This window comes from Pseudomonas sp. UME65 (assembly GCF_014170225.1).
In the GTDB taxonomy this organism is placed as follows: domain Bacteria; phylum Pseudomonadota; class Gammaproteobacteria; order Pseudomonadales; family Pseudomonadaceae; genus Aquipseudomonas; species Aquipseudomonas protegens.
On sequence record NZ_LZZQ01000013.1, the window covers coordinates 410,895 to 432,562 of the forward strand.

General features: G+C 63.9%; 23 protein-coding genes. 11 read left to right on the forward strand and 12 right to left on the reverse strand.

All coding sequences use genetic code 11. From position 1 onward, the window contains the following. Nucleotides 1-24: 24 nt before the first annotated feature. Together A9971_RS16660 and A9971_RS16665 are read left to right on the forward strand one after the other, a co-directional pair. Nucleotides 25-312 carry a DUF2782 domain-containing protein gene (locus A9971_RS16660; protein ID WP_011058469.1) on the forward strand — a complete coding sequence of 96 codons (288 nt, stop codon included), beginning with the start codon at nt 25-27 and terminating at the stop codon, nt 310-312. A 65-nt stretch (nt 313-377) separates the two neighbouring features. Next, complete coding sequence (locus A9971_RS16665; RefSeq protein ID WP_041114995.1) at nt 378-1,328, forward strand: homoserine kinase; 951 nt, start codon at nt 378-380, stop codon at nt 1,326-1,328. 91 nt (nt 1,329-1,419) lie between these two features. Here A9971_RS16665 and A9971_RS16670 read toward each other — a convergent pair whose 3' ends face one another. After that, nucleotides 1,420-2,349 (reverse strand): metal ABC transporter solute-binding protein, Zn/Mn family, encoded by a 930-nt coding sequence (locus A9971_RS16670; RefSeq protein WP_183001290.1) that lies wholly within the window; start codon nt 2,347-2,349, stop codon nt 1,420-1,422. Between the two features lie 57 nt (nt 2,350-2,406). On the opposite strand from A9971_RS16670, the gene zur reads away from it, so the two are divergent. The 4 genes from zur to A9971_RS16690 are packed head-to-tail and all read left to right on the forward strand — an operon-like array spanning nt 2,407 to nt 5,212. Next, complete coding sequence (zur, locus tag A9971_RS16675) at nt 2,407-2,889, forward strand: zinc uptake transcriptional repressor Zur (RefSeq protein WP_011058466.1); 483 nt, start codon at nt 2,407-2,409, stop codon at nt 2,887-2,889. After that, a complete protein-coding gene (gene znuC, locus A9971_RS16680; RefSeq protein ID WP_011058465.1) occupies nt 2,889-3,674 on the forward strand; it encodes a zinc ABC transporter ATP-binding protein ZnuC in 786 nt (261 codons plus the stop codon). Before zur ends, znuC begins: the two co-directional genes overlap by 1 nt. Further along, the gene (gene znuB, locus A9971_RS16685; protein WP_011058464.1) at nt 3,667-4,455 is read left to right on the forward strand and encodes a zinc ABC transporter permease subunit ZnuB; all 789 of its coding nucleotides are present in this window, start codon (nt 3,667-3,669) and stop codon (nt 4,453-4,455) included. Before znuC ends, znuB begins: the two co-directional genes overlap by 8 nt. Before the next feature lie 37 nt (nt 4,456-4,492). After that, nucleotides 4,493-5,212: a PA5502 family lipoprotein gene (locus A9971_RS16690; RefSeq protein ID WP_019095618.1), complete on the forward strand. Its 720-nt coding sequence runs from the start codon at nt 4,493-4,495 to the stop codon at nt 5,210-5,212. Nucleotides 5,213-5,268: 56 nt separating this feature from the next. Here A9971_RS16690 and katE read toward each other — a convergent pair whose 3' ends face one another. Next, nucleotides 5,269-7,461 (reverse strand): catalase HPII, encoded by a 2,193-nt coding sequence (katE, locus tag A9971_RS16695; protein ID WP_259652353.1) that lies wholly within the window; start codon nt 7,459-7,461, stop codon nt 5,269-5,271. Between the two features lie 215 nt (nt 7,462-7,676). On the opposite strand from katE, the gene A9971_RS16700 reads away from it, so the two are divergent. Genes A9971_RS16700 through A9971_RS16710 form a run of 3 tightly spaced genes read left to right on the forward strand, consistent with a single transcriptional unit; the run spans nt 7,677 to nt 10,182 of the window. Further along, the gene (locus A9971_RS16700) at nt 7,677-8,684 is read left to right on the forward strand and encodes a methionine ABC transporter ATP-binding protein (protein WP_183001288.1); all 1,008 of its coding nucleotides are present in this window, start codon (nt 7,677-7,679) and stop codon (nt 8,682-8,684) included. Beyond that, complete coding sequence (locus tag A9971_RS16705; RefSeq protein WP_011058460.1) at nt 8,684-9,349, forward strand: methionine ABC transporter permease; 666 nt, start codon at nt 8,684-8,686, stop codon at nt 9,347-9,349. Before A9971_RS16700 ends, A9971_RS16705 begins: the two co-directional genes overlap by 1 nt. A 59-nt stretch (nt 9,350-9,408) precedes the next feature. Continuing rightward, nucleotides 9,409-10,182 (forward strand): MetQ/NlpA family ABC transporter substrate-binding protein, encoded by a 774-nt coding sequence (locus tag A9971_RS16710; RefSeq protein ID WP_161466471.1) that lies wholly within the window; start codon nt 9,409-9,411, stop codon nt 10,180-10,182. A 223-nt stretch (nt 10,183-10,405) separates the two neighbouring features. On the opposite strand, the gene A9971_RS16715 is transcribed toward A9971_RS16710, so the two are convergent. Genes A9971_RS16715 through A9971_RS16735 form a run of 5 tightly spaced genes read right to left on the reverse strand, consistent with a single transcriptional unit; the run spans nt 10,406 to nt 14,314 of the window. After that, nucleotides 10,406-11,041: an SCO family protein gene (locus A9971_RS16715; RefSeq protein ID WP_015633647.1), complete on the reverse strand. Its 636-nt coding sequence runs from the start codon at nt 11,039-11,041 to the stop codon at nt 10,406-10,408. Then, a complete protein-coding gene (gene cyoE, locus A9971_RS16720; RefSeq protein WP_011058457.1) occupies nt 11,038-11,940 on the reverse strand; it encodes a heme o synthase in 903 nt (300 codons plus the stop codon). The genes A9971_RS16715 and cyoE overlap by 4 nt, the downstream gene beginning before the upstream one ends. Further along, nucleotides 11,928-13,007: a heme A synthase gene (locus A9971_RS16725; protein WP_019095615.1), complete on the reverse strand. Its 1,080-nt coding sequence runs from the start codon at nt 13,005-13,007 to the stop codon at nt 11,928-11,930. Before A9971_RS16725 ends, cyoE begins: the two co-directional genes overlap by 13 nt. 10 nt (nt 13,008-13,017) lie before the next feature. Next, nucleotides 13,018-13,608, reverse strand: a complete 591-nt coding sequence (locus A9971_RS16730) for a hypothetical protein (RefSeq protein WP_015633644.1) — start codon at nt 13,606-13,608, stop codon at nt 13,018-13,020. Beyond that, nucleotides 13,574-14,314 (reverse strand): SURF1 family protein, encoded by a 741-nt coding sequence (locus tag A9971_RS16735; protein ID WP_183001287.1) that lies wholly within the window; start codon nt 14,312-14,314, stop codon nt 13,574-13,576. Before A9971_RS16735 ends, A9971_RS16730 begins: the two co-directional genes overlap by 35 nt. A 70-nt stretch (nt 14,315-14,384) precedes the next feature. On the opposite strand from A9971_RS16735, the gene A9971_RS16740 reads away from it, so the two are divergent. Beyond that, nucleotides 14,385-14,588 (forward strand): twin transmembrane helix small protein, encoded by a 204-nt coding sequence (locus A9971_RS16740; RefSeq protein ID WP_011058453.1) that lies wholly within the window; start codon nt 14,385-14,387, stop codon nt 14,586-14,588. Between the two features lie 6 nt (nt 14,589-14,594). On the opposite strand, the gene A9971_RS16745 is transcribed toward A9971_RS16740, so the two are convergent. From A9971_RS16745 to coxB, 4 genes are all read right to left on the reverse strand, one after another. Continuing rightward, nucleotides 14,595-15,482 carry a cytochrome c oxidase subunit 3 gene (locus tag A9971_RS16745; protein WP_019095612.1) on the reverse strand — a complete coding sequence of 296 codons (888 nt, stop codon included), beginning with the start codon at nt 15,480-15,482 and terminating at the stop codon, nt 14,595-14,597. Nucleotides 15,483-15,515: 33 nt separating this feature from the next. After that, on the reverse strand, nt 15,516-16,073 hold the full coding sequence (locus A9971_RS16750) for a cytochrome c oxidase assembly protein (RefSeq protein ID WP_011058451.1): 558 nt from the start codon (nt 16,071-16,073) through the stop codon (nt 15,516-15,518). Nucleotides 16,074-16,172: 99 nt separating this feature from the next. Further along, nucleotides 16,173-17,768, reverse strand: coding sequence for a cytochrome c oxidase subunit I (ctaD, locus tag A9971_RS16755; protein WP_011058450.1), 1,596 nt, complete (start codon nt 17,766-17,768; stop codon nt 16,173-16,175). 82 nt (nt 17,769-17,850) lie between these two features. Then, complete coding sequence (gene coxB, locus A9971_RS16760; RefSeq protein ID WP_011058449.1) at nt 17,851-18,978, reverse strand: cytochrome c oxidase subunit II; 1,128 nt, start codon at nt 18,976-18,978, stop codon at nt 17,851-17,853. 373 nt (nt 18,979-19,351) lie between these two features. Between coxB and A9971_RS16765 the strand changes: the two genes are divergently transcribed. Next, the gene (locus A9971_RS16765; RefSeq protein ID WP_015633641.1) at nt 19,352-20,002 is read left to right on the forward strand and encodes a hypothetical protein; all 651 of its coding nucleotides are present in this window, start codon (nt 19,352-19,354) and stop codon (nt 20,000-20,002) included. A gap of 83 nt (nt 20,003-20,085) precedes the next feature. Here the strand turns inward: A9971_RS16765 and A9971_RS16770 are convergent, their stop codons facing one another. Next, nucleotides 20,086-21,621 carry a SulP family inorganic anion transporter gene (locus tag A9971_RS16770; protein WP_011058447.1) on the reverse strand — a complete coding sequence of 512 codons (1,536 nt, stop codon included), beginning with the start codon at nt 21,619-21,621 and terminating at the stop codon, nt 20,086-20,088. Between the last annotated feature and the right edge of the window lie 47 nt (nt 21,622-21,668).

The following is a 21,668-nucleotide window of genomic DNA, read 5'->3' on the forward strand; positions in this document are numbered from 1 at the left end:
TGACGACAAAGGGACAAGGTTATCATGCGCACACTAAATCGCTTGCTGCTGACCGGCTTGATTGCAATCGCTCCATTGGCCGCGATCGCCGCAGAAGATGCGCCATCAGCGGACCCGGAAGTAACCATTCGCACGGAAGGCGACAAGACCATCCAGGAATACCGGCAAAATGGCTTCCTGTATGCCATCAAGATCACGCCAAAGGGCGGCAAACCCTACTTCCTGGTGCGTGCCGATGGCTCGGACGGCAACTTCATCCGTTCGGATCAGCCGGATATGCTGATCCCTTCGTGGAAAATCTTTGAGTGGTAAACCACTCCGACTTCAACTCAATGGCGCTGGCTGGATAGCAGCGCCCGTACTGGCAGTTTTTAACCATGTCTGTGTTCACCCCCCTGGCTCGGCCCGAGCTGGAAACCTTTCTCGCCCCGTATGGGCTCGGCCGCCTGCTTGATTTCCAGGGGATCGCCGCTGGTAGCGAAAACACCAACTTCTTCATCAGCCTGGAACAGGGCGAGTTCGTCCTGACCCTGGTGGAACGTGGCCCGGTCCAGGAAATGCCGTTCTTCATTGAACTGCTGGACGTGCTGCACCAGGCCAACCTGCCAGTGCCCTATGCCCTGCGCACCACCGACGGCGTCGCCCTGCGCGAACTGGCGGGCAAGCCGGCGCTGCTGCAACCGCGGCTGGCGGGCAAGCACATCAAGCAGGCCAACGCCCAGCACTGTGCCCAGGTCGGTGAGCTGCTCGGCCACCTGCACGTGGCCACCAAGGACCACATGATCAAGCGCAAGACCGATCGCGGCCTGGACTGGATGCAGGAAGAGGGCAGGCAACTGCTGTCGCACCTGGCCCCCACGGCCCAAGACCTGCTGCAACGGGCCCTGGATGAAATCGCCGCTCAGAAGATGAAGATCCTCGCCCTGCCCCGGGCCAACATCCACGCCGATCTGTTTCGCGACAACGCCATGTTCGAAGGCACCCACCTGACCGGCCTGATCGACTTCTACAACGCCTGTTCGGGACCGATGCTCTACGACGTGGCGATCGCCCTGAATGACTGGTGCTCCGACGATGAAGGCGTACTCGACGGCCAACGGGCCCGAGCCCTGCTGGGCGCCTACGCGGCGCTGCGCCCGTTCACTGCGGCAGAGGCCGAACTCTGGCCGACCCTGCTGCGGGTAGCCTGCGTGCGCTTCTGGCTATCGCGGCTGATCGCCGCCGAGAGCTTCGCCGGGCAGGACGTGCTGATTCACGATCCGATGGAGTTCCAGCAGCGCCTGGCGCAGCGGCAACAGGTCAGCATCGCGCTGCCGTTCGCTCTGTAAAACGCTTCGCGGGCAAGCCCGCTCCTACAGAGATGCGCTCAACCTGTAGGAGCGGGCTTGCCCGCGAAAGCCATCGCGCAACAATCCCCGCTTAAAGCTGCTCCAGGCAGCCCGCCAGATCATTCCCCAACTTCTCCAGCACCTGCTCATAGCCTTGAGCGGTTGCCGGCGTGTAACCGCCCAACGCATCCAGCTCCGCCAGTTTCACCGGCAGGCCGGCCACCAGGGTTTCCGCCAGGCGCGGGCGCAGGGGCGGCTCGCTGAACACACAGGTCTTGCCCACCTGCTGCAAGCGCGCGCGCATGGCGGCGACGTGCTGGGCCCCCGGCTGGACTTCCGCTGCCACGCTGAACACCCCGGCGTGCTTGAGGCCGTAGGCGTCCTCGAAGTAGTCGAAAGCTTCGTGGAACACGAAGTAAGGCTTGCCGGCGATCCCCGCCAGGCGGGCTTTTAAGCGAGCATCCAGGGCATCCAGACGCTCGCTGAACGCCTTCAGGTTGTTCTGGTAGCGGGCGGCATTGGCCGGGTCGGCGGCGCTCAAGTCCGCGGCCATGCGGGTGGCGATCACCCGGGCATTGATCAGCGACAGCCAGAGGTGCGCGTCCAGGGTGCCGGGGCGATGATCATGGTCATGTTCGTCGGCATCTTCAGCGTGGGAGTGGCTATCTTCGGCAAAGTGCCGGAGTCTCATGCCCGGCAGGTCCTGTACCGCCACCGAGGGCAGGCTACGGCCCTTCAGCACCCGCGGCAGGAAGCCTTCCATGTCCGGGCCGATCCAGTACAGCAGGTCCACACTCTGCACCTTGCGCACGTCCGAAGGGCGCAGCGCGTAGTTGTGCGGGGAAGCTCCGGGCGGCAGCAGCACCTCGGGAACCGCCACGCCATCCAGCACGGCGGCGGCAATCAGTTGCAGCGGCTTGATGCTGGTCAGCACCCGCACTTCGGCCTGGGCCGAGCCGATCGCGAACAGGCTGAAGGTAAAAGCGACAAAAAGGCGAAAAAGTCTGGGCACGATGGACACTCGAGGAGGCGAGAACGGGTAACATAATAACGTCTCTCACAAACCTCGTCGCCGCTCATGCCTAAAACACCCCTTGCCAGCCGTCCACACGACCACTCTCACTGCGTACACAGCGCACTGTCTGAGGCCGACGCCCTGTGCGCACGGCAAGGCCTGCGCCTGACCGCCCTGCGCCGGCGGGTGCTGGAGCTGGTGTGGCAAAGCCACAAGCCCCTGGGGGCCTACGACATCCTGGCCGTGCTCAGCGAGCAGGACGGCCGTCGCGCCGCTCCGCCAACGGTTTACCGGGCGCTGGATTTCCTCCTGGAAAACGGCCTGGTGCACCGCATCGCCTCGCTCAATGCCTTTGTCGGCTGCAACCACCCCGAGCACGCGCACCAGGGTCAGTTCCTGATCTGCCGCGAATGCCACGCCGCCATCGAGCTGGAACAGAAATCCATCAGCGACGCCATCATCAGCAGCGCCCGCGACGTCGGCTTCGTGGTCGAGGGCCAGACCGTCGAAGTGGTCGGGCTCTGCTCGGGCTGCCAGGGGGCTTGATGAGCAATGCGTTGATCCGCCTCGAGCAGGTCGGGGTGACTTTTGCCGGGCAGAACGTGCTGGAGAACATCCAGCTCAGCGTCGAACCCGGCCAGATCGTCACCCTGATCGGCCCCAATGGCGCCGGCAAGACCACGCTGGTGCGCGCCGTGCTCGGCCTGCTCAAGCCCGACACCGGCAGTGTCTGGCGCAAGCCCAAACTGCGAGTGGGCTACATGCCGCAGAAGCTTCATGTGGACCCGACCTTGCCGCTGTCGGTGCTGCGCTTTCTGCGCCTGGTGCCGGGAGTGGACCGTACCCGGGCGCTGGCAGCGCTCAAGGAAGTAGGTGCCGAGCAGGTGATCGACAGCCCGGTGCAGAGCATCTCCGGTGGCGAGATGCAGCGTGTGCTGCTGGCCCGGGCGCTGCTGCGCGAGCCGGAGCTGCTGGTGCTCGATGAACCGGTGCAAGGCGTCGACGTGGCCGGCCAGGCCGAGCTCTACAGCCTGATTACCCGCCTGCGCGACCGTCACGGCTGCGGCGTGCTGATGGTCTCCCACGACCTGCACCTGGTGATGAGCACCACCGATCAGGTGGTCTGCCTCAATCGCCACGTCTGCTGCTCTGGCCACCCCGAGCAGGTCAGCGGCGACCCGGCCTTCGTCGAGCTGTTCGGCAAGAACGCACCGAGCCTGGCGATCTACCACCACCATCACGACCATGCCCACGACCTGCATGGTTCGGTCGTCACCCAGCCCGCTTCGGGCCACGCCCATGTCCATGGAGAAAACTGCAAGCATGGCTGATTTTCTGCTCTACGCCCTGCTCGCAGGCCTGGCCCTGGCAGTGGTTGCCGGCCCCTTGGGGTCCTTCGTGGTCTGGCGTCGCATGGCCTATTTCGGCGACACCCTGTCCCACGCCGCGCTGCTCGGCGTGGCCCTGGGCTTTCTGCTGGATGTCAGCCCGGCGGTAGCGGTCACGGTCGGCTGCCTGCTGCTGGCGGTGCTGCTGGTGACCCTGCAACAGCGCCAACCCCTGGCTTCCGACACGCTGCTGGGGATTCTTGCACCCAGCACCCTGTCTCTGGGCCTGGTGGTACTAAGCTTCATGCATGAAGTGCGAATCGACCTGATGGCCTACCTGTTCGGTGACCTGCTGGCGATCAGCCCGGGCGACCTGGCGTGGATTCTCGGCGGTAGCGCGGCGGTGCTGTTGCTGCTGGTGGCGTTGTGGCGCCCCTTGCTGGCGATCACCGTGCACGAGGAACTGGCCAGGGTCGAAGGCCTGCCTGTGGCCTCGCTGCGCCTGGCGCTGATGCTGCTGATCGCCGTGGTGATTGCCGTGGCCATGAAGATTGTCGGGGTGTTGCTGATCACCTCGCTGCTGATCATCCCGGCCGCTGCGGCACAGCGTCACGCCCGCTCGCCGGAGCAGATGGCCCTGGGCGCCAGCCTGCTGGGCATGCTCGCGGTGTGCGGCGGGCTGGCGCTGTCCTGGTTCAAGGACACACCGGCCGGGCCGTCGATCGTGGTCACCGCCGCCACACTGTTTCTGCTGAGTTTTGTTCTGCCCCGTCGAGGGGTGTAGACTTGCTCGCTTTTTGCGCAATTAGAGAGTCGCAGGAATGAAGCCGTTCGCCTCCCGTTATCTGCTCCTTGTCGCATTTTCCCTGCTACTGGGAGCCTGCCAAAGCACGCCACCAGCGGCCACCGAGGTCCCTGATGCACGGGCCACGGCCATCGCGCAGCTGGAACAAAACATCGCCAGCAGCGAACTGGCCACCGCGGAAGATCAACTCAGCGCCTTGCAGGCGCAGACGCCCGACGACCCGCAACTGGTGCAGTACCAGCGGCAGTTGGCCGAAGCCTATCTGCAGCGCAGCCAGATCGTCCTGCAGAAGGGCGATGTGAACGCCGCAGCCACGGCCCTGAGCCGTGCCCGGGCACTGATGCCCAAGGCTCCGGCGCTGACCGGCGGGGTCAACAATGCCATTGCCCACGCCCGCAAGGCGGAGCTGGACAAGGCCGAAGCCGCCCTGAAGGCCGCCGAAGCGCGCCCTGCGGCCAAGCTGATCGATCCGACCGCCGAGAGCACCACCGTCGCCTTGAACGTCACTGATATCCGCAAGCTGCGGCATCAACTCGATGCCCTGGCCGCCGATGTGGTGAATTACCAGTGCGACGTGAGCATCCAGGTACCACGCACCGAGGATTACCCCTGGCTATCGACCCTGCTCGGCAAGCGGGTGAAGAAGCTCGACCCGGACTTTGAACAGAAGATCAATCGGCAAATCGTGCGCCATGTACCGGCGCAGATGGTGCTGACGCCGCGCAAGGCGCAGTAAAGCCTTCGCCGGCAAGCCGGCTCCTAGACGGAGCAGGCTTGTCGGGGAAAGTGTGTTCAGGCCGGGATTGCCTTGGCCTTTTCCTCTCGGCTCCAGACCCGATGTTGCGCGATGGCGGCAATGAATGCCTTCAGCGCCTTGGCATCGGCCCCCACGATCAAGCCTTCATCCGCCTCCAGCCGCAGGCTGTGCAACAGCTCCCGGGCATCGCCGTGCAGGGCAATCGCCTTGAGGTGCTTGTACGCCTCCAGCAAGTAATGCAGGGCCACGCCATTGCCGCTCAAGGCCTTGATCGACTGCGCACCTCCGGGCACGAACACCGCATCGAAGGCCACCGATGGCAAGCCCTCCATGGACGCATCCACCGGCAGGCTCTTGCCGTCCGCCGCGGTGACCGGCGCCGAGGTCGGCCCCAGTAGCTTGGCGTGTGCCCCTTCGGCCTTGAGAGCCTTCTTCAGCGCATCGATCGCCGCACCATCGACGCCGTTGGCCGCCAGAATCGCCACCTTCCGGGTTTTGATATTGCCCGGCAACAGGTTCGCCTGGCTCAGGGCCGGCGAGCGCGAGAGCGAAGTCTTGCGCTCCGCCACCGTGGCTTTCTTCGGCGCCGCCAGCCCGAGGTTCTCGGCCACTCGCGCGGCCAGTTGCAGGTCGATGTTGGCCAGAATCTCGTTGACCTGGCGTTCGCGGATCCATTCACGTTCCACCTTGCCCAGCTCAAAGCTGTAGGCGGCGATGATGTGCTCCTGCTCGTGCTTGCTCATGCTCTTGTAGAACAGCCGCGCCTGGGAGAAATGATCGCTGAACGATTCGCTGCGCTGGCGGATCTTGTGCGCATCGATACGCTCGTTGTAACTCTCGAAGCCGCCATCCTCGGCCGCCGGTGGGGTTTCCCGGGGCCAACCGCCGTCGATGGAATTGGGCTCATAGGAGGCCCGGCCCTTGTCCAGGGTGATGCGGTGCATGGCGTCGCGCTGGCTGTTGTGGAAGGGCGCCAGCGGCCGATTGATCGGCAATTCGTGGAAGTTCGGCCCACCCAGGCGGCTGATCTGGGTATCGGTGTAGGAAAACAGCCGTCCTTGCAACAGCGGGTCGTTGGAGAAGTCGATCCCGGGCACTATGTGCCCCGGGCAGAAGGCGACCTGCTCGGTCTCGGCAAAATAGTTGTCCGGGTTGCGGTTCAGCACCATCTTGCCCAGGGGCGTGATCGGCACCAGCTCCTCGGGAATCAGCTTGGTCGGGTCGAGGATGTCGAAATCAAAGTTGTGCTCGTCTTCCTCGGCGATGATCTGTACGCCGAACTCCCACTCCGGGTAATCCCCGGCTTCGATCGATTCCCACAGGTCGCGGCGATGGAAGTCGGTGTCCTTGCCCGCCAGCTTCTGCGCCTCATCCCAGACCAGCGAACAGGTGCCCACCGTCGGCCGCCAGTGGAACTTGACGAAGCTCGACCGGCCCTGGGCGTTGATCAGGCGAAAGGTATGCACGCCAAAGCCCTGCATGGCCCGCAGGCTTTTCGGAATGGCCCGGTCGGACATGGCCCAGATCACCATGTGCGCCGATTCCGGCTGCAGCGAGACAAAGTCCCAGAAGGTGTCATGGGCCGAGCCGCCGGTGGGTATTTCGTTGTGGGGTTCGGGTTTCACGGCGTGTACGAAATCGGGGAACTTGATCGCGTCCTGAATGAAGAACACCGGCATGTTGTTGCCCACCAAGTCGAAGTTGCCTTCGTCAGTGAAGAACTTCACCGCAAAGCCGCGCACGTCACGCACGGTGTCGCCAGAGCCTCTTGGCCCCTGGACCGTGGAAAAGCGTACGAACACTGGTGTTTTCTTCCCCGGATCACGCAGGAAACCGGCCTTGGTCAATGCCGAATGGTTGTCATAGCTCTGGAAGTAACCATGGGCACCCACCCCTCGGGCATGCACGATGCGCTCGGGAATCCGCTCATGGTCGAAGTGGGTGATCTTCTCCCGCATGATGAAGTCTTCCAGCAGCGAAGGCCCACGAGCACCGGCTTTGAGGGTGTTCTGGTTGTCGGCGATCTTCACCCCCTGGTTGGTCCGCAGGGCCTGCCCGGTGGCGTCGGAGCGGAACGTCTCCAGGCTCTTGAGCTTGCTGTTGCTGTTGCCGCGGTCCAGGGTGTCGGTCCCGGCCATCTGGCTTTTTGGGGTATCGGGCTTCTTCGTGCTCATCAGGCAAAACTCCTCGTTGGCGAAATCCCTGGCGTGCCGGGGCTTCGTGGGCAAAGGCCTCCAGGCACGGCACCTGGCGGCTTTCGAGTGACTTAACTAGTGACTGACGAGAAGGTGCGAGCGTTCCTTTTTTATGACCTTTGATCGCGTTATTGCCAAATGGCAGGATGATTGCGAAATAAATGCTAAGAACCTCTATACGGACAGGCTAAAATGCGCGCCCGGCTAACCGCTGATCCTTTTCTAACGCGCCCCACAAGGTTCGCTACGTGATCGAGTTTCAAAACGTCCATAAAACCTACCGGGTCGCCGGTAAGGATATTCCCGCCCTGCACACGACCAGCCTTCGGGTCGAGAATGGCCAGGTGTTCGGCCTGATCGGCCACTCCGGTGCGGGTAAAAGTACTCTGCTGCGCCTGATCAACCGCCTGGAAAACCCCAGTGGCGGCACCATCGTCGTCGACGACGAAGACGTCACCGCCCTGGACGCCAGTGGCCTGCGCCGCTTCCGCCAGCAGGTCGGCATGATCTTCCAGCACTTCAACCTGCTGTCGTCCAAGACCGTGGCTGACAACGTCGCCCTGCCCCTGACCCTGGCCGGCGAGCTGTCGCGCAGCGACATCGACCGCCGGGTGGCCGAGCTGCTGGACCGGGTCGGCCTGGCCGACCACGCGAAGAAATACCCGGCGCAGCTGTCCGGCGGCCAGAAGCAGCGCGTCGGCATCGCCCGCGCCCTGGCCACCAAGCCGAAGATCCTGCTGTGCGACGAGGCCACCAGCGCCCTGGACCCGCAGACCACTGCCTCGGTCCTGCAACTGCTGGCCGAGATCAACCGCGAGCTGAACCTGACCATCGTCCTGATCACCCACGAGATGGACGTGATCCGTCGCGTCTGTGACCAGGTGGCGGTGATGGACGCCGGCGTGATCGTCGAACAGGGCCCGGTGGCCGACGTGTTCCTGCACCCCAAGCACCCGACCACCCGGCGCTTCGTCCAGGAAGACGAGCAGATCGACGAGAACGAGCAACGCGACGACTTCGCCCACGTGCCAGGCCGTATCGTGCGCCTGACCTTCCAGGGCGATGCCACCTACGCACCGCTGCTGGGCACTGTGGCCCGGGAGACCGGGGTCGACTACAGCATCCTCGCCGGACGCATCGACCGCATCAAGGACACCCCTTACGGGCAACTGACCCTGGCCATCACCGGCGGTGACATGGAAGCGGCCTTCGCCCGCTTCACCGCGGCCGATGTCCACATGGAGGTGCTGCGCTGATGGATACCTTCTTCGCCAACATCGACTGGCTGGAAATCTGGCTGGCCACCGGCGACACCCTGATGATGCTCGGCGGCTCGCTGCTGTTCACCGTACTGCTGGGCCTGCCACTGGGCGTGCTGCTGTTCCTCTGCAGCCCGCGCCAACTGCTGGAGCAGAAGTCGCTGTATGCGCTGCTGTCGCTGGTGGTCAACATCCTGCGTTCGCTGCCGTTCATCATTCTGCTGATCGTGATGATTCCCTTCACCGTACTGATCACCGGCACATCGCTGGGGGTTGCCGGGGCCATTCCACCGCTGGTGGTCGGCGCCACGCCGTTCTTTGCCCGGCTGGTGGAAACCGCCCTGCGCGAAGTGGATCGCGGCATCATCGAGGCCACCCAGTCCATGGGTGCCAGCACCCGGCAGATCATTACCAATGCCTTGCTCCCGGAAGCCCGCCCGGGCATCTTTGCCGCTATCACCGTGACTGCCATTACCCTGGTGTCCTACACCGCCATGGCCGGCGTGGTGGGGGCCGGTGGCCTGGGCGACCTGGCGATCCGCTTCGGCTACCAGCGCTTCCAGACCGATGTGATGGTGGTGACCGTGGTGTTGCTGCTGGTGCTGGTCCAGGTTCTGCAAACCGTCGGCGACAAGCTGGTGGTGCACTTTTCCCGCAAATAAAATTGCCGGCCCAGGCCGGCAGGCGCCCGGGGTCGGGCGACTTACAAGGAGCTTGTTGGATGAAAAAACTACTCGTCGCTTTCGCAGCCGTTGCCGCGTTCTCCGCGCACGCCGCCGAAACCCTGACCGTGGCCGCCACACCAGTGCCCCACGCCGAGATCCTGGAATTCGTCAAACCGGCCCTGGCCAAGGAAGGCGTGGACCTGAAGGTCAAGGTCTTCACCGACTACGTGCAGCCCAACGTGCAAGTCGCCGAAAAGCGCCTGGACGCCAACTTCTTCCAGCACCAGCCCTACCTGGATGAGTTCAACAAGGCCAAGGGCACCAAGCTGGTGAACGTTGCCGGTATTCACGTCGAGCCCCTGGGTGCCTATTCCAGCAAGTACAAGCAGCTCTCCGAACTGCCGGGCGGCGCCACCGTGGTGATCCCCAACGACGCCACCAACGGCGGCCGCGCGCTGTTGCTGCTGGACAAGGCCGGCCTGATCAAGCTCAAGGATTCCAACAACATCCTGGCCACCATCAAGGACATCACCGAGAACCCCAAGGACCTGAAGTTCCGTGAACTGGAAGCCGCCACCATCCCGCGCGTGCTGACCCAGGTCGACCTGGCGCTGATCAACACCAACTATGCCCTGGAAGCCAAGCTGGATCCTTCCAAGGACGCCCTGGTGATCGAAGGCAAGGATTCGCCTTACGTGAACATCCTGGTGGCCCGTCCTGACGACAAGGATTCGGACGCCATGAAGAAGCTGGTCGCGGCCCTGCACAGCCCTGAAGTGAAGCAGTTCATTCTCGAAAAGTACAAAGGCGCCATCGTGCCGGCGTTCTGATCGGTTGCAGAAACACAAACGGGGCGCCTTGGGGCGCCCCGTTTCGTTGTAGCCGCTGCCGAAGGCCGGGATAAGGCGCCCAGCGTCTTCCGAGGGCCTCAGGAGCGCGTCCTCTTCGAGGCCGATCGCAGCCTGCGGCAGCGGCTACAGGGTTCGGCGGTTCGGCGGTTCGGCGGTTCGGCGGTTCGGCGGTTCGGCGGTTCGGCGGTTCGAGCATGTAGCGTTATTTGCGCTGCAGCATCACCGGCAGTTGGGCCACCAGCTTCTGGTTGTTCAACGGAGCACGGATGAAACCGCGCTGGGTACCGTCCGGGCCGATCACCGCCAGGTTGCCGCTGTGGTCCACGGTGTAGTTGGGCTTGCTGGTATCGGCCGGGATGAAGGGAATGCTCACGGCGTTGGCGAGCTTCTGCAGGTCTTCCACCGAGGAGGCGGTCAGGCCCTTGAAGTCCTTGTCGAAGTAGCCCAGGTACTGCTTGAGCTGCTGCGGGGTATCACGGTTGGGGTCGACGCTGACCAGGACCACCTGCAGCTTGTCCACCGCTTCCTTGGGCAGCTCGCTCTTGATCTGCCGCAACTGCGCCAGGGTGGTGGGGCAGATGTCCGGGCAGAAGGTGTAGCCGAAGAACAGCAGCGACCATTTGCCCTTCAACTCGTCGATCACCACTGGCTGGCCGTCCTGGTCGACCATCTTCACCGCAGGCAGGGTACGGCTTTGCGGCAGCAGGATGATGCCCGCATCGATCAGTGCAGTGGGGTCGCCCTGACCCTTGCCGGACAGTACTTTGTTGACGGTAAGCCCCAGCACCAGGGCCACCAGGGCAACGAGAATAAAGACGGTTTTCTGAGTTCGAGTCATAGGTTCAACAATAGGTAGTGGTCTACGAGCAGGGCGATGAACAGCAGGAACAAGTAATAAATAGAGTACTTGAAGGTGTTGATCGCCGCGTGCGGCCGAGTGCCACGGTACAGCACCCAGGCCCATTGCAGGAAGCGCCCGCCCAGGGCCAGGGCGCACACCAGGTACAGCACGCCACTCATGTGGATGACATAGGGCAGCAGGCTCACCGCCAGCAGGGCAAAGGTATAGAGCAGGATGTGCACCTTGGTGTAGTGCTCGCCATGGGTGACCGGCAGCATCGGGATATCGGCCTTGGCGTACTCCTCTTTGCGGTGGATGGCCAGGGCCCAGAAGTGCGGCGGGGTCCAGGCGAAGATGATCAGCACCAGCAGCAGCGGTTCTGCGCTCATGTGCCCGGTGGCGGCGACCCAGCCCAGCAACGGTGGAGCCGCGCCGGCCAGCCCACCGATCACGATGTTCTGCGGCGTCGCACGTTTCAGAAACCCGGTGTAGACCACCGCATAGCCCAGCAGCGAGGCCAGGGTCAGCCAGGCCGTGAGTGGATTGGTGAAGGTCAGCAGCAGCGCCTGCCCGGCTAGCGCCAGGAGCAGGGCAAAGGCCAGCGCCGCTCGTGGCGATACCCGGCCTTCGGCCAGGGGCCGTTTGTGGGTCCGGGCCATCAGCGCGTCGATGCGCCGATCCACCACATGGTTGACCGCCGCCGCGCCACCCGCGCACAGGGCAATGCCCAGGTTGCCGAACACCAGCACCGTCCACGGAACCCCGGCGCGGGTGGCGAGGAACATGCCCACCAGCGAGGTGATCAGCATCAGCACCACCACCTTGGGTTTGGTCAGCTCCAGGTAATCGCGCCAGATGGCCTGGGGATGCTGACGTTCGCTGATCAGAGTCGCCATGGCATCTCTCCTTTGATGGTGATGGGACCCGCCATCTGTTTACGCGGGCTGAGCCGCCAGCCCAGGGGCAGGCGATCCCGGGCCCGTACCAGGCTGGTACGGGCGTGGTAGTTGACCAGCACCAGGGTCAGCAGCAGCGCCGCCCCCCCGGCGTTGTGGGCCACGGCCACCGGCAGTGGCAAATGAAAGAACACGTTGCTCAGGCCCAGGCTGACCTGCGCCCCCAGCGCCACCAGCACCAGCCCGGCCAGGCGGGTCATGCCGGTCTGCCGCAGCTGCCAGGCCAGGCCCAGCAACACCAGGGTCACCAGCACCGCGCCGACCCGGTGGGTCATGTGGATGGCGGTGCGGGCATCACTGTCCAGTTGCCCGCCCAGGTAGTTGGGGCCGATGTGCTGGGTCAGATGGAAGCCGTTGGCGAAATCCATGTTCGGCCACCACTGGCCATGGCAGGTGGGCAGGTCGATACAGGCTACCGCCGCGTAGTTGGAACTGACCCAGCCGCCCAGGGCGATCTGCCCGATCACCAGCACCAGCCCGGCGGTGGCCCAGTACTGCAAGCGCCGCGGCACGATCAGCGCCGGCAATACCCCGGACAGGCGCAAGGTCAGCAGGAACAACAGGCTCAGGGTGGCGAAACCGCCCAGCAGGTGCGCGGTGACCACTTGCGGCCAGAGCTTGAGGGTCACCGTCCACATGCCGAAGGCCGCCTGGGCGAACACCACTGCCAGGAGGAACAGCGGCAGCTTCAGGGGCTGCCCCGGATGCCGGCGATGGGTCCAGGCCCGGGCCGCCAGGAGCACGATCAGCAGCCCCAGGGTGCCGGCGAAGTATCGGTGGATCATCTCGTTCCAGCCCTTGTGGGCTTCCACCGGGGTGTCGGGAAAGTGCAGTTCGGCATGGGCCAGTTGGGCTTCGCTTTTGGGCACGCTGATAAAGCCGTAGCAGCCGGGCCAGTCCGGACAGCCGAGGCCGGCATGGGTCAGCCGGGTGTAGGCGCCCAGCAGCACCACGATCAGTGCCAGCAAGGTGGCAAACAACGCGAGGCGAAATCCAGGTTTGGCCATGACGATGCCCTTATCCGATGTTCGACAGTTTCAGCAGGTGGCGCAGGTCGTTGAGCAGGTCCTTGCCCTTGACCCGGGCGTCGTAGCGCAGCACCAGGTTGCTGTGGGGGTCGACGATCCACAGTTGCGGCGCCTCCTTGTCGTTGGCGCCCTTGGTGAAGGTCGCCAGGTCCAGGGGGTAGCGTTGCAGTTGCGGGTATTCACGCTGCAGCTTGGCTTCGTATTCGGCGCTCAGGGGCCGGGCGCTGGCCAGGGCATGGCTGGCCCGCGAGGCATCACGGCCCAGGGCGATCTGGATCTGCCGCGCCAGGTACACCAGTTGCTGGCAATCCACTGCGCACTCCCCGGGCGCGGTGACCAGAACCTGCCAGCGATCCTCCTCGGCCTGCACGCCGATCTGGGCGCGGGTCTGGCCATTGCCGATCAGCTCGCCGTGATAGCTGCGGCTTTCCGGTACCCAGAACTGCAGCTTGTACATGCCGGTGGCAAGGATCATCGGGCCGATCACCATCAGCAGGATCAGCACCAGTTGCCAGCGGCCGCGCCGCCGGTTGGGCGCTTGGGCGTCAGAGATGTTGGGTGGATTCATGGCCGTTCCCATGGCGTTTCTCCCGAGTGTTGTGCCAGCCGAAATAGAGATAGAGAGCGAACAGCGCCAGGGCCATGGCGAACCACTGCACCGCATAGGCCTGGTGTTTTTCCGGGCCCATGGCGACCACCGGCCATTCGGTCAGGTAGGCACCCGGGCCCGACTCCAGGCGCACTTCATGGTCGAAACCGCTGCGGCCCAGCTCGGCCCAGAGCGCTTGTGGCGCCACGGCGGTAATCAGCCGCGGCCAGATCGCACCGCTGGGGTCGGCGTGCAGCTGGAATGCCGCGCCCGGCGAAACGTAGACCCGGGCATCCAGGCTCAGGTTCTGCTGCGGAGTGCTGAATACGGGAGGCGTGCGCCGGTCGGGCCAGGGCAGCCAGCCGCGGTTGACCAGCAGCCAGCGACCGCTGGCCTGGTCGAGGAAGGGTTGCAGCAGCTCGACCCCGACCTTGCCGTCATGCAGGCGGTTATCCAGCAACAGGCTGTGGTCGGCATCGAAATGACCGTGCAGGCGTACCCGGCGAAAAGCCGGATCCTCGCTGGCCAACAGCTCGAACAGGGCCACCGGCTCCGCCGCTCGGCGCTCGGCGTAGCTGGCCAACAACTGGCGCTTCTGCTCGCCCCGGCCCAGTTGCCAGAAGCCCAGGGCAACCAGCACCGGCAGCAGCAAAAGCACCACCAGGGTCGGCCCGATGCCCGGCCGGAAGCCCTTCATGGCTGGCCTGCAAGGCTGAGAAATCCACTCGCTATACTGCTGTACATCGCGTTTCCCCCGGAGTCCCACCATGCTCAAAGCAGCCATCGTCCTGATGCTGATTGCCACGGTTGTCAGCCTGTTCAGCGGCCTGTTCTTTCTGGTCAAGGACGACAGTTCATCCAAGCGCCTGGTGACCTCACTGAGCATTCGGGTCGCGCTGGCCGTGGTCACCGTCGGCTTGATCGCCTGGGGTTTCTTCAGCGGCCAGCTGGTCTCCCACGCGCCTTGGTAGGGCGCCTCAGAGCACGTAGACGAAAACGAACAGGCCGATCCAGACCACGTCGACGAAGTGCCAGTACCAGCTGGCGGCCTCGAAGCCGAACTGGTGCTCGGCGTCGAAATGCCCGCGCATGATGCGCATCAGCATCACGAACAGGATCAGGGTGCCAATGGTCACGTGGGCACCGTGGAAACCGGTGAGCATGAAGAAGGTGGCGCCGTAGATCCCCGAACCCAGGGTCAGCCCCAGCTCGTGGTAGGCATGGATGTATTCCTCGGCCTGAAAGCCCAGGAAGGCGCAACCCAGCAGCACCGTCAGCGCCAGCCAGATCTTCAGCGCGCCCCGATGGCCTTTCTTCAAGGCGTGGTGGGCGATGGTCACGGTGACGCTGGAACTCACCAGCAGGATGGTGTTGAGCAGCGGCAGGCCCCAGGGGCTGATGGTGCCCTTGGGCGGCGGAAAGAGTTTCGGGTCGGGGTTGTTGAGCAGCGGCCAGACGAACTCGAAGTTCGGCCACAGCATGTGGGCGATGCCCTTGTGCCCCTCACCGCCGAGCCAGGGCCCGGACATGTGCCGCACATAGAACAGCGCGCCGAAGAAGGCCATGAAGAACATCACTTCGGAAAAGATGAACCAGCTCATGCCCCAGCGGAACGAGCGATCGAGCTGGGCGCTGTAGAGCCCGGCGCGGCTTTCCTTGACCACCGCACCAAACCAGCCGAACAGCATGTAGGCCAGCAGCAGGCCGCCGACGAAAAAGATCAGCGGGCCGTGGGATTCCGGTCGCGCAGCCTTGAGGTCATTGAACCAGGTGCCCAGGCCCACCACGGTGACGAACATGCCCACCGTTGCGATGATCGGCCACTTGCTCTGGGCGGGAACGTAATAGTGCTCATGAGTCGCCATGGGTTGTTCTCCTTATCGGGCACGCTAGATCGTCTAGCCACCGTTCTTGGCGGCAACCGCCACCGGTGGATGACGCGCGGTGATATCGAACAGCGTGTAAGCCAGCGTCAGGTGCTTCACATCCTTGGGCATGTCACGGTCAACGATGAAACGCACCGGCATCTCGATCTTCTCGCCCGGCTGCAGCACCTGCTGGGTAAAGCAGAAGCACTCGGTCTTGTGGAAATACATGGCCGCGCTGCTGGGGGAGATGCTCGGGATCGCCTGGGCGCTCATCGGGTGGTCGCTGGGGTTGCGGGCGATGAAGATCATCTCGTTCACCGCCCCCGGATGGACCACGATGTCATCGGACTTGGGATAGAAATCCCAGACCATGTCGATGGCATTGGTGGACAGGAACTGCACCCGCACCTGGCGCGATACATCCACCTGCTGCCCCTGGTCCGCATACTGCCCACCGGTCTTGCCGTTGATCCCCAGGGCCTTGCACATCACGTCGTAGATCGGCACCAGGGCAAAACCGAAGACGAACATCGCCACCACCACCAGCAACAGGCGGGTCACCAGTTTCTTCAGCGTTACCTCGGCCATCTCAACGTCCTCCCAAGCCTGTAGGAGCCGGCTTGCCGGCGAAGCGGGCACCACCCTCTGGCGCCTTCGCGAGCGAGCTCGCTCCTACAGCACAGATGTTCATTTCACTTCCGGCGGGGTGACAAAGGTGTGGTACGGCGCCGGCGAGGGAATACTCCACTCCAGGCCTTCGGCACCTTCCCAGGGTTTGGCCGGAGCCGCTTTGCCGCCGCGGATGCACTTGATGACGATGAACAGGAAGAAGATCTGCGTCGCACCGAAAGTGAAGGCACCGATGGAGGACACCATGTTGAAGTCGGCGAACTGCAGGTTGTAGTCCGGGATCCGCCGCGGCATGCCCGCCAGCCCCACGAAGTGCATGGGGAAGAACGCCATGTTCATGCCGACGAAGGACAGCCAGAAGTGCAGCTTGCCCAGGGTCTCGTCGTACATGTGCCCGGTCCACTTGGGCAGCCAGTAGTAGGCCGAGGCGAAGATCCCGAAGATCGCCCCCGGCACCAGTACGTAGTGGAAGTGCGCCACCACGAAGTAGGTGTCCTGGTACTGGAAGTCCGCCGGAGCAATGGCCAGCATCAGCCCGGAGAAACCGCCGATGGTGAACAGGATGACGAAGGCCACCGCGAACAGCATCGGTGTCTCGAAGGTCAGCGAGCCCTGCCACATGGTACTCACCCAGTTGAACACCTTGACTCCAGTGGGCACGGCGATCAGCAGGGTGGCGTACATGAAGAACAGCTCGCCCACCAGCGGGATGCCCACCACGAACATGTGGTGCGCCCAGACGATGAACGACAGGAAGGCGATCGCCCCGGTGGCATAGACCATCGAGGTGTAGCCGAACAGTGGCTTGCGGCTGAAGGTGGGGATGATCGAGCTGACCGCGCCGAAGGCCGGCAGGATCATGATGTACACCTCGGGGTGGCCGAAGAACCAGAACACGTGCTGGAACAACACCGGGTCACCGCCGCCGGCCGCACTGAAGAAGCTGGTGCCGAAATGGATGTCCATCAGCATCATGGTCACCACCCCGGCCAGTACCGGCATCACTGCAATCAGCAGGAAGGCGGTGATCAGCCAGGTCCAGACGAACAGGGGCATCTTCATCAGGGTCATGCCCGGGGCTCGCAGGTTGAGGATGGTGGCGATCACGTTGATCGCGCCCATGATCGAGCTGACGCCCATCAGGTGGATGGCGAAGATGAAGAAGGTCACGCTTTCCGGGGCGTAGGTGGTGGACAGGGGGGCATAGAAGGTCCAGCCGAAGTTCGGCCCGCCGCCGGGCATGAACAGGGTCGAGATCAGCAACAGGAAGGCCGCCGGCAGCAGCCAGAAGCTGAAGTTGTTCATCCGCGGCAGGGCCATGTCCGGCGCGCCGATCATCAACGGGATCATCCAGTTGGCCAGGCCGACGAAGGCCGGCATCACCGCACCGAAGACCATCACCAGGCCATGCATGGTGGTCATCTGGTTGAAGAACGCCGGCTCGACGATCTGCAGCCCGGGCTGGAACAGTTCGGCACGGATCACCATGGCGAACGAGCCGCCCAGCAGGAACATGCAGAAGCTGAACCACAGGTACAGGGTGCCGATGTCCTTGTGGTTGGTGGTCAGTACCCAGCGCATCAGGCCCTTGGCCGGGCCATGGGCGTGGTCATCATGGCCGGCGTGGCCGTGGTCATCGATCACAGCACTCATGTCCTGTCTCCTGCGAGCGAATGGACTGGATGATCGGCGGCGAGACGCCGCGACCGGTTGCGCACATACCCCATGAGCCGGCTCATTTGCTTTCCGCCTGCTTCAGCGCCAGGACTTCCTTGGGCGTCACCATGTCGCCCTTGTTGTTGCCCCAGGCGTTGCGTTCGTAGGTGACGACGGCGGCGATGTCGACTTCCGACAGCTGCTTGCCGAAGGCCGCCATGGCGGTGCCCGGCTTGCCGTGGAACACCAGGCTCAGGTGAGCCTCCTTGGGCCCGGTAGCGATCTTCGAGCCCTTGAGGGCCGGGAACATCGGCGGCAGGCCCTGGCCTTCCGCCTGGTGACAGGCAACGCAGGTGGTGTGGTAGATCTTGTCACCGCGGGCCACCAGCTCGTCTAGGGTCCATTCCTTGCTGGTCAGTTCCTTGAGCTTGGCCGCCTCGGCCTTGCGCTCGCCCATCCAGGTGTCGTAGTCGGCCTGGCTCTTGACCTCCACCACGATCGGCATGAAGCCGTGGTCCTTGCCGCACAGCTCGGCGCACTGGCCACGGTAGATGCCGGGCTTGTCGACCCGGGTCCAGGCTTCGTTGACGAAACCCGGGATAGCATCACGCTTGACCGCAAAGGCCGGCACCCACCAGGAGTGGATGACGTCGGCGGCGGTCACCAGAAAGCGCACCTTGGCGCCCACCGGCAGTACCAACGGCTGGTCGACCTCCAGCAGGTAGTGCTCGCCCTTGGTGCTCTGGTTGTGGATCTGGTCGGCGGGGGTGGCCAGGTTGCTGAAGAACTCCACGTCCTGGCCGAGGTATTTGTAGTGCCACTTCCACTGATAGCCGGTGATCTGGATATCCACGTCCGGCTCGCTGGTGTCGTACATCTTGATCAGCGTCGCCGTGGCAGGCACGGCCATGGCCACCAGGATCAGGAAGGGAATGATGGTCCAGAGGATTTCCACCGTGGTGCTTTCGTGGAATTTGGCCGGGACCTGGCCGACGGAACGGCGGTGAACGATCATCGACCAGAACATCGCACCGAAGACGATGACGCCGATCACCACACAGATCCAGAAGATGGTCATGTGCAGGTCGAATACCGCGTGGCTTATCTCGGTCGCCCCAGGCGTCATATTCACGGTCCAGGCGGCTTGCGCCTGGCTGAATACCGACCACAACAGGAGGCCCATCCAGACATGTGGATGTCGCATCATTGCGGGTTCCCCTTATCGTTCTTGTTATCCCGCCGGCTTAACACCTGCGGCAAGGGAGCGGCTGCCTAGACTACGAACTTAAACCGGCCGAGCCTTCGCTGCATTTGCAGTCGGGCGTCATCAGCTAACTTCATACAAGGGCGAGTATAGACAGCGACTCCCACCTCGCAACGCGAGGGCGTAAATCAGCTGAAACACTAATAAGGAGGTTTGCAGGCCACGGCGGGAAAGGGATCGAGTGCCCTGGATGGCGAAACGATATAACCGTGGTGACTAAGCATGAAATAATTATGACAAATGCGTCTTAAGCGCTTTTGTAAGCAGGCTAACTTATGTTCTCCCTATTCAATTGCCCTTGTTCCCTGGAGTTTTCATGAACACCGCCGCATTGCGCGAGCAGATCAAACTGGCCCAGCAGCACGAAGCCAGTACCGGCCTCCTGACCCGTCAGTTGGAGAGCCAATTGCCTCACCTGCACCCCGCCATCCAGCTGCCCGAAGTCGACGCCAAGGGCGTCATGACCCGTTTTGTCAGCGCCTACATCGACCAGGTTCCAGACCTTCTGGACGCCGCCAACTCTGTAGCCCGGGAAGCCGGCATCGAGTCGCAGATCAAGCCGGTGCTGAAGATCGCCGAGCAATTCTTCCTCCAGCCGCCGGCCATCATGGATGGCCACGTCGGCCTCGACGGCCTGCTGGATGAAGCCTATCTGGCCCACCGTCTGGTGGAAGAGGTCAACGACCTGTACATCAAGCATTTCGGCCGTCCGCTGATCCCCCTGGACATGACTGTCGCCAACCTCATCGCCCACCAACTGATCGGCGAAACCTTCGCCAACCAGCTGGACGAAGCGGTGCACCACGCCGTCGACGCCATGCTCGACGAAGAAAGCTTCGCCCTGGAGTCGGTGGAAGCCTACCGCGAGAAACTCAGCAGCCCGGACACCGAGGCCGCCTGGAAACGCTGGCCTTGCCTGTCACGCCAACTGGGCGTGGAACTGGAACTCGACCAGCCAGCCGCCTGACCCACTCCTCGCCAGCAAGGCTCGCAGCGAGCCTTGTGGCGAAGGGCCTGGCTCGCCCAAGCCCCTCTCGCCCAACCGGCGATTCAACCTCTCGCCGCAGCCGCCCCCACGCCGCTGGTGGTGGTCAACCGGCCCTCCAGGCGCCGCTTCAAGCCCCGCGTTTCGATCACCAGCCGCGAGCCCTTGGCACTGTTGGCCCGATTCCAGTCTTCCAGCAACTCCAGGCACGCATGGTCGATATAACTGAGGTTGCTGAGGGGCACATGCACAGTGGTGGCCGGGGGAATCGTCGCCAGTACCCGAGTCAGGGCCGGCACCTTGAGAAAGGTCGCAGCGCCGACCAGACGCAACTCCATCTCGCCTTCCTCTGCCAGGTCGATCAGGCTGATCTTCAAGCGCGATGCCTTGAACGCCAGCTTGGCCAGGGTCAGGGCAAAGCCGATCAGTACCCCGGTCAGCAGATCGCTGAAGACAATCGCCAGGGCCGTCACCGCGTAAGTCAGCATCGGCATGCGCCCGTAGCGCCCCAGGCCGCGAAAGACCTTGAGGTCCACCAGCTTGAAGCCGGTGTAGACCAGCACCCCCGCCAGGCTCGCCACCGGAATGCTCTGCAGCACGCTGGACAGCACCAGCACGAAACCCAGCAGCCACAGGCCATGGAAAATCGTCGAATAACGGGTCTGGGCCCCGGCCTGGACATTGGCCGAGCTGCGCACGATGACCCCGGTCATGGGCAGGGCACCCAGCAGACCGCAGAGCATGTTGCCCACGCCCTGGGCCGACAGTTCACGGTCGAAGTCCGAGCGCTGGCCGCTGTGCATGCGATCCACCGCGGCGGCGGACAGCAGGGTTTCGGCACTGGCGATAAAGGCCACGGCGAAGGCGGCGATCAGCAGGTTGGGGTCCGCCAGGTTGAGCAGGTCGGCGGGGCGCAGCCAGTCGATGGCCTCGGCCAGGTTGGCCGGCACCTCGACGCGCTTCACCGGCAGCGCCAGCAGCAGGCTGGCCAGGGTCGCCAGCCCGACACCGAGCAGGGCACCGGGGATGAACCGCAGCGCCTGGGGCCGCCACTTGTCCCAGCCCCACATCACCGCGATGGTCGCCAACCCCAGCAAGCCAGCCTGCCACCCCAGGCTCGGCAAGGCCTGCGCCAGAGCCTGGGGAAAGCCCACAAGGTTATCCAGGCCCGAGGCCTGGGGCGCGGCATCGAGCATCACATGCACCTGGGACAGCACGATCAGCACGCCGATGCCCGCCAGCATGCCGTAGACCACCGCTGGCGCCGTGACCCGGAACCAGCAACCCAGGCGCAGGCGCCCGGCCAGCAATTGCAGCAGCCCGGCCAGCAGCAGGATCGGCCCGAGCATGGCCACCCCATGCTGGCGCACCAGCTCGAACACCAGCACCGCCAACCCGGCCGCCGGCCCGCTGACCTGCAAGGGCGAGCCCGCCAGCCAGCCCACCACCAGGCCACCGATGATCCCGGTGATCAGGCCCTTGGCCGGCGGCAGGCCCGAGGCAATGGCGATCCCCATGCACAGGGGCAGGGCCACCAGAAACACCACCACCGAAGCCAGCAGCTCCCGTGGCAGGACACTTTTCAACTGTGCTGCACGCATGACAGTTCTCCCGACTTTTCTTCAGGCGTGGCAAAGCCGGGCCGCCA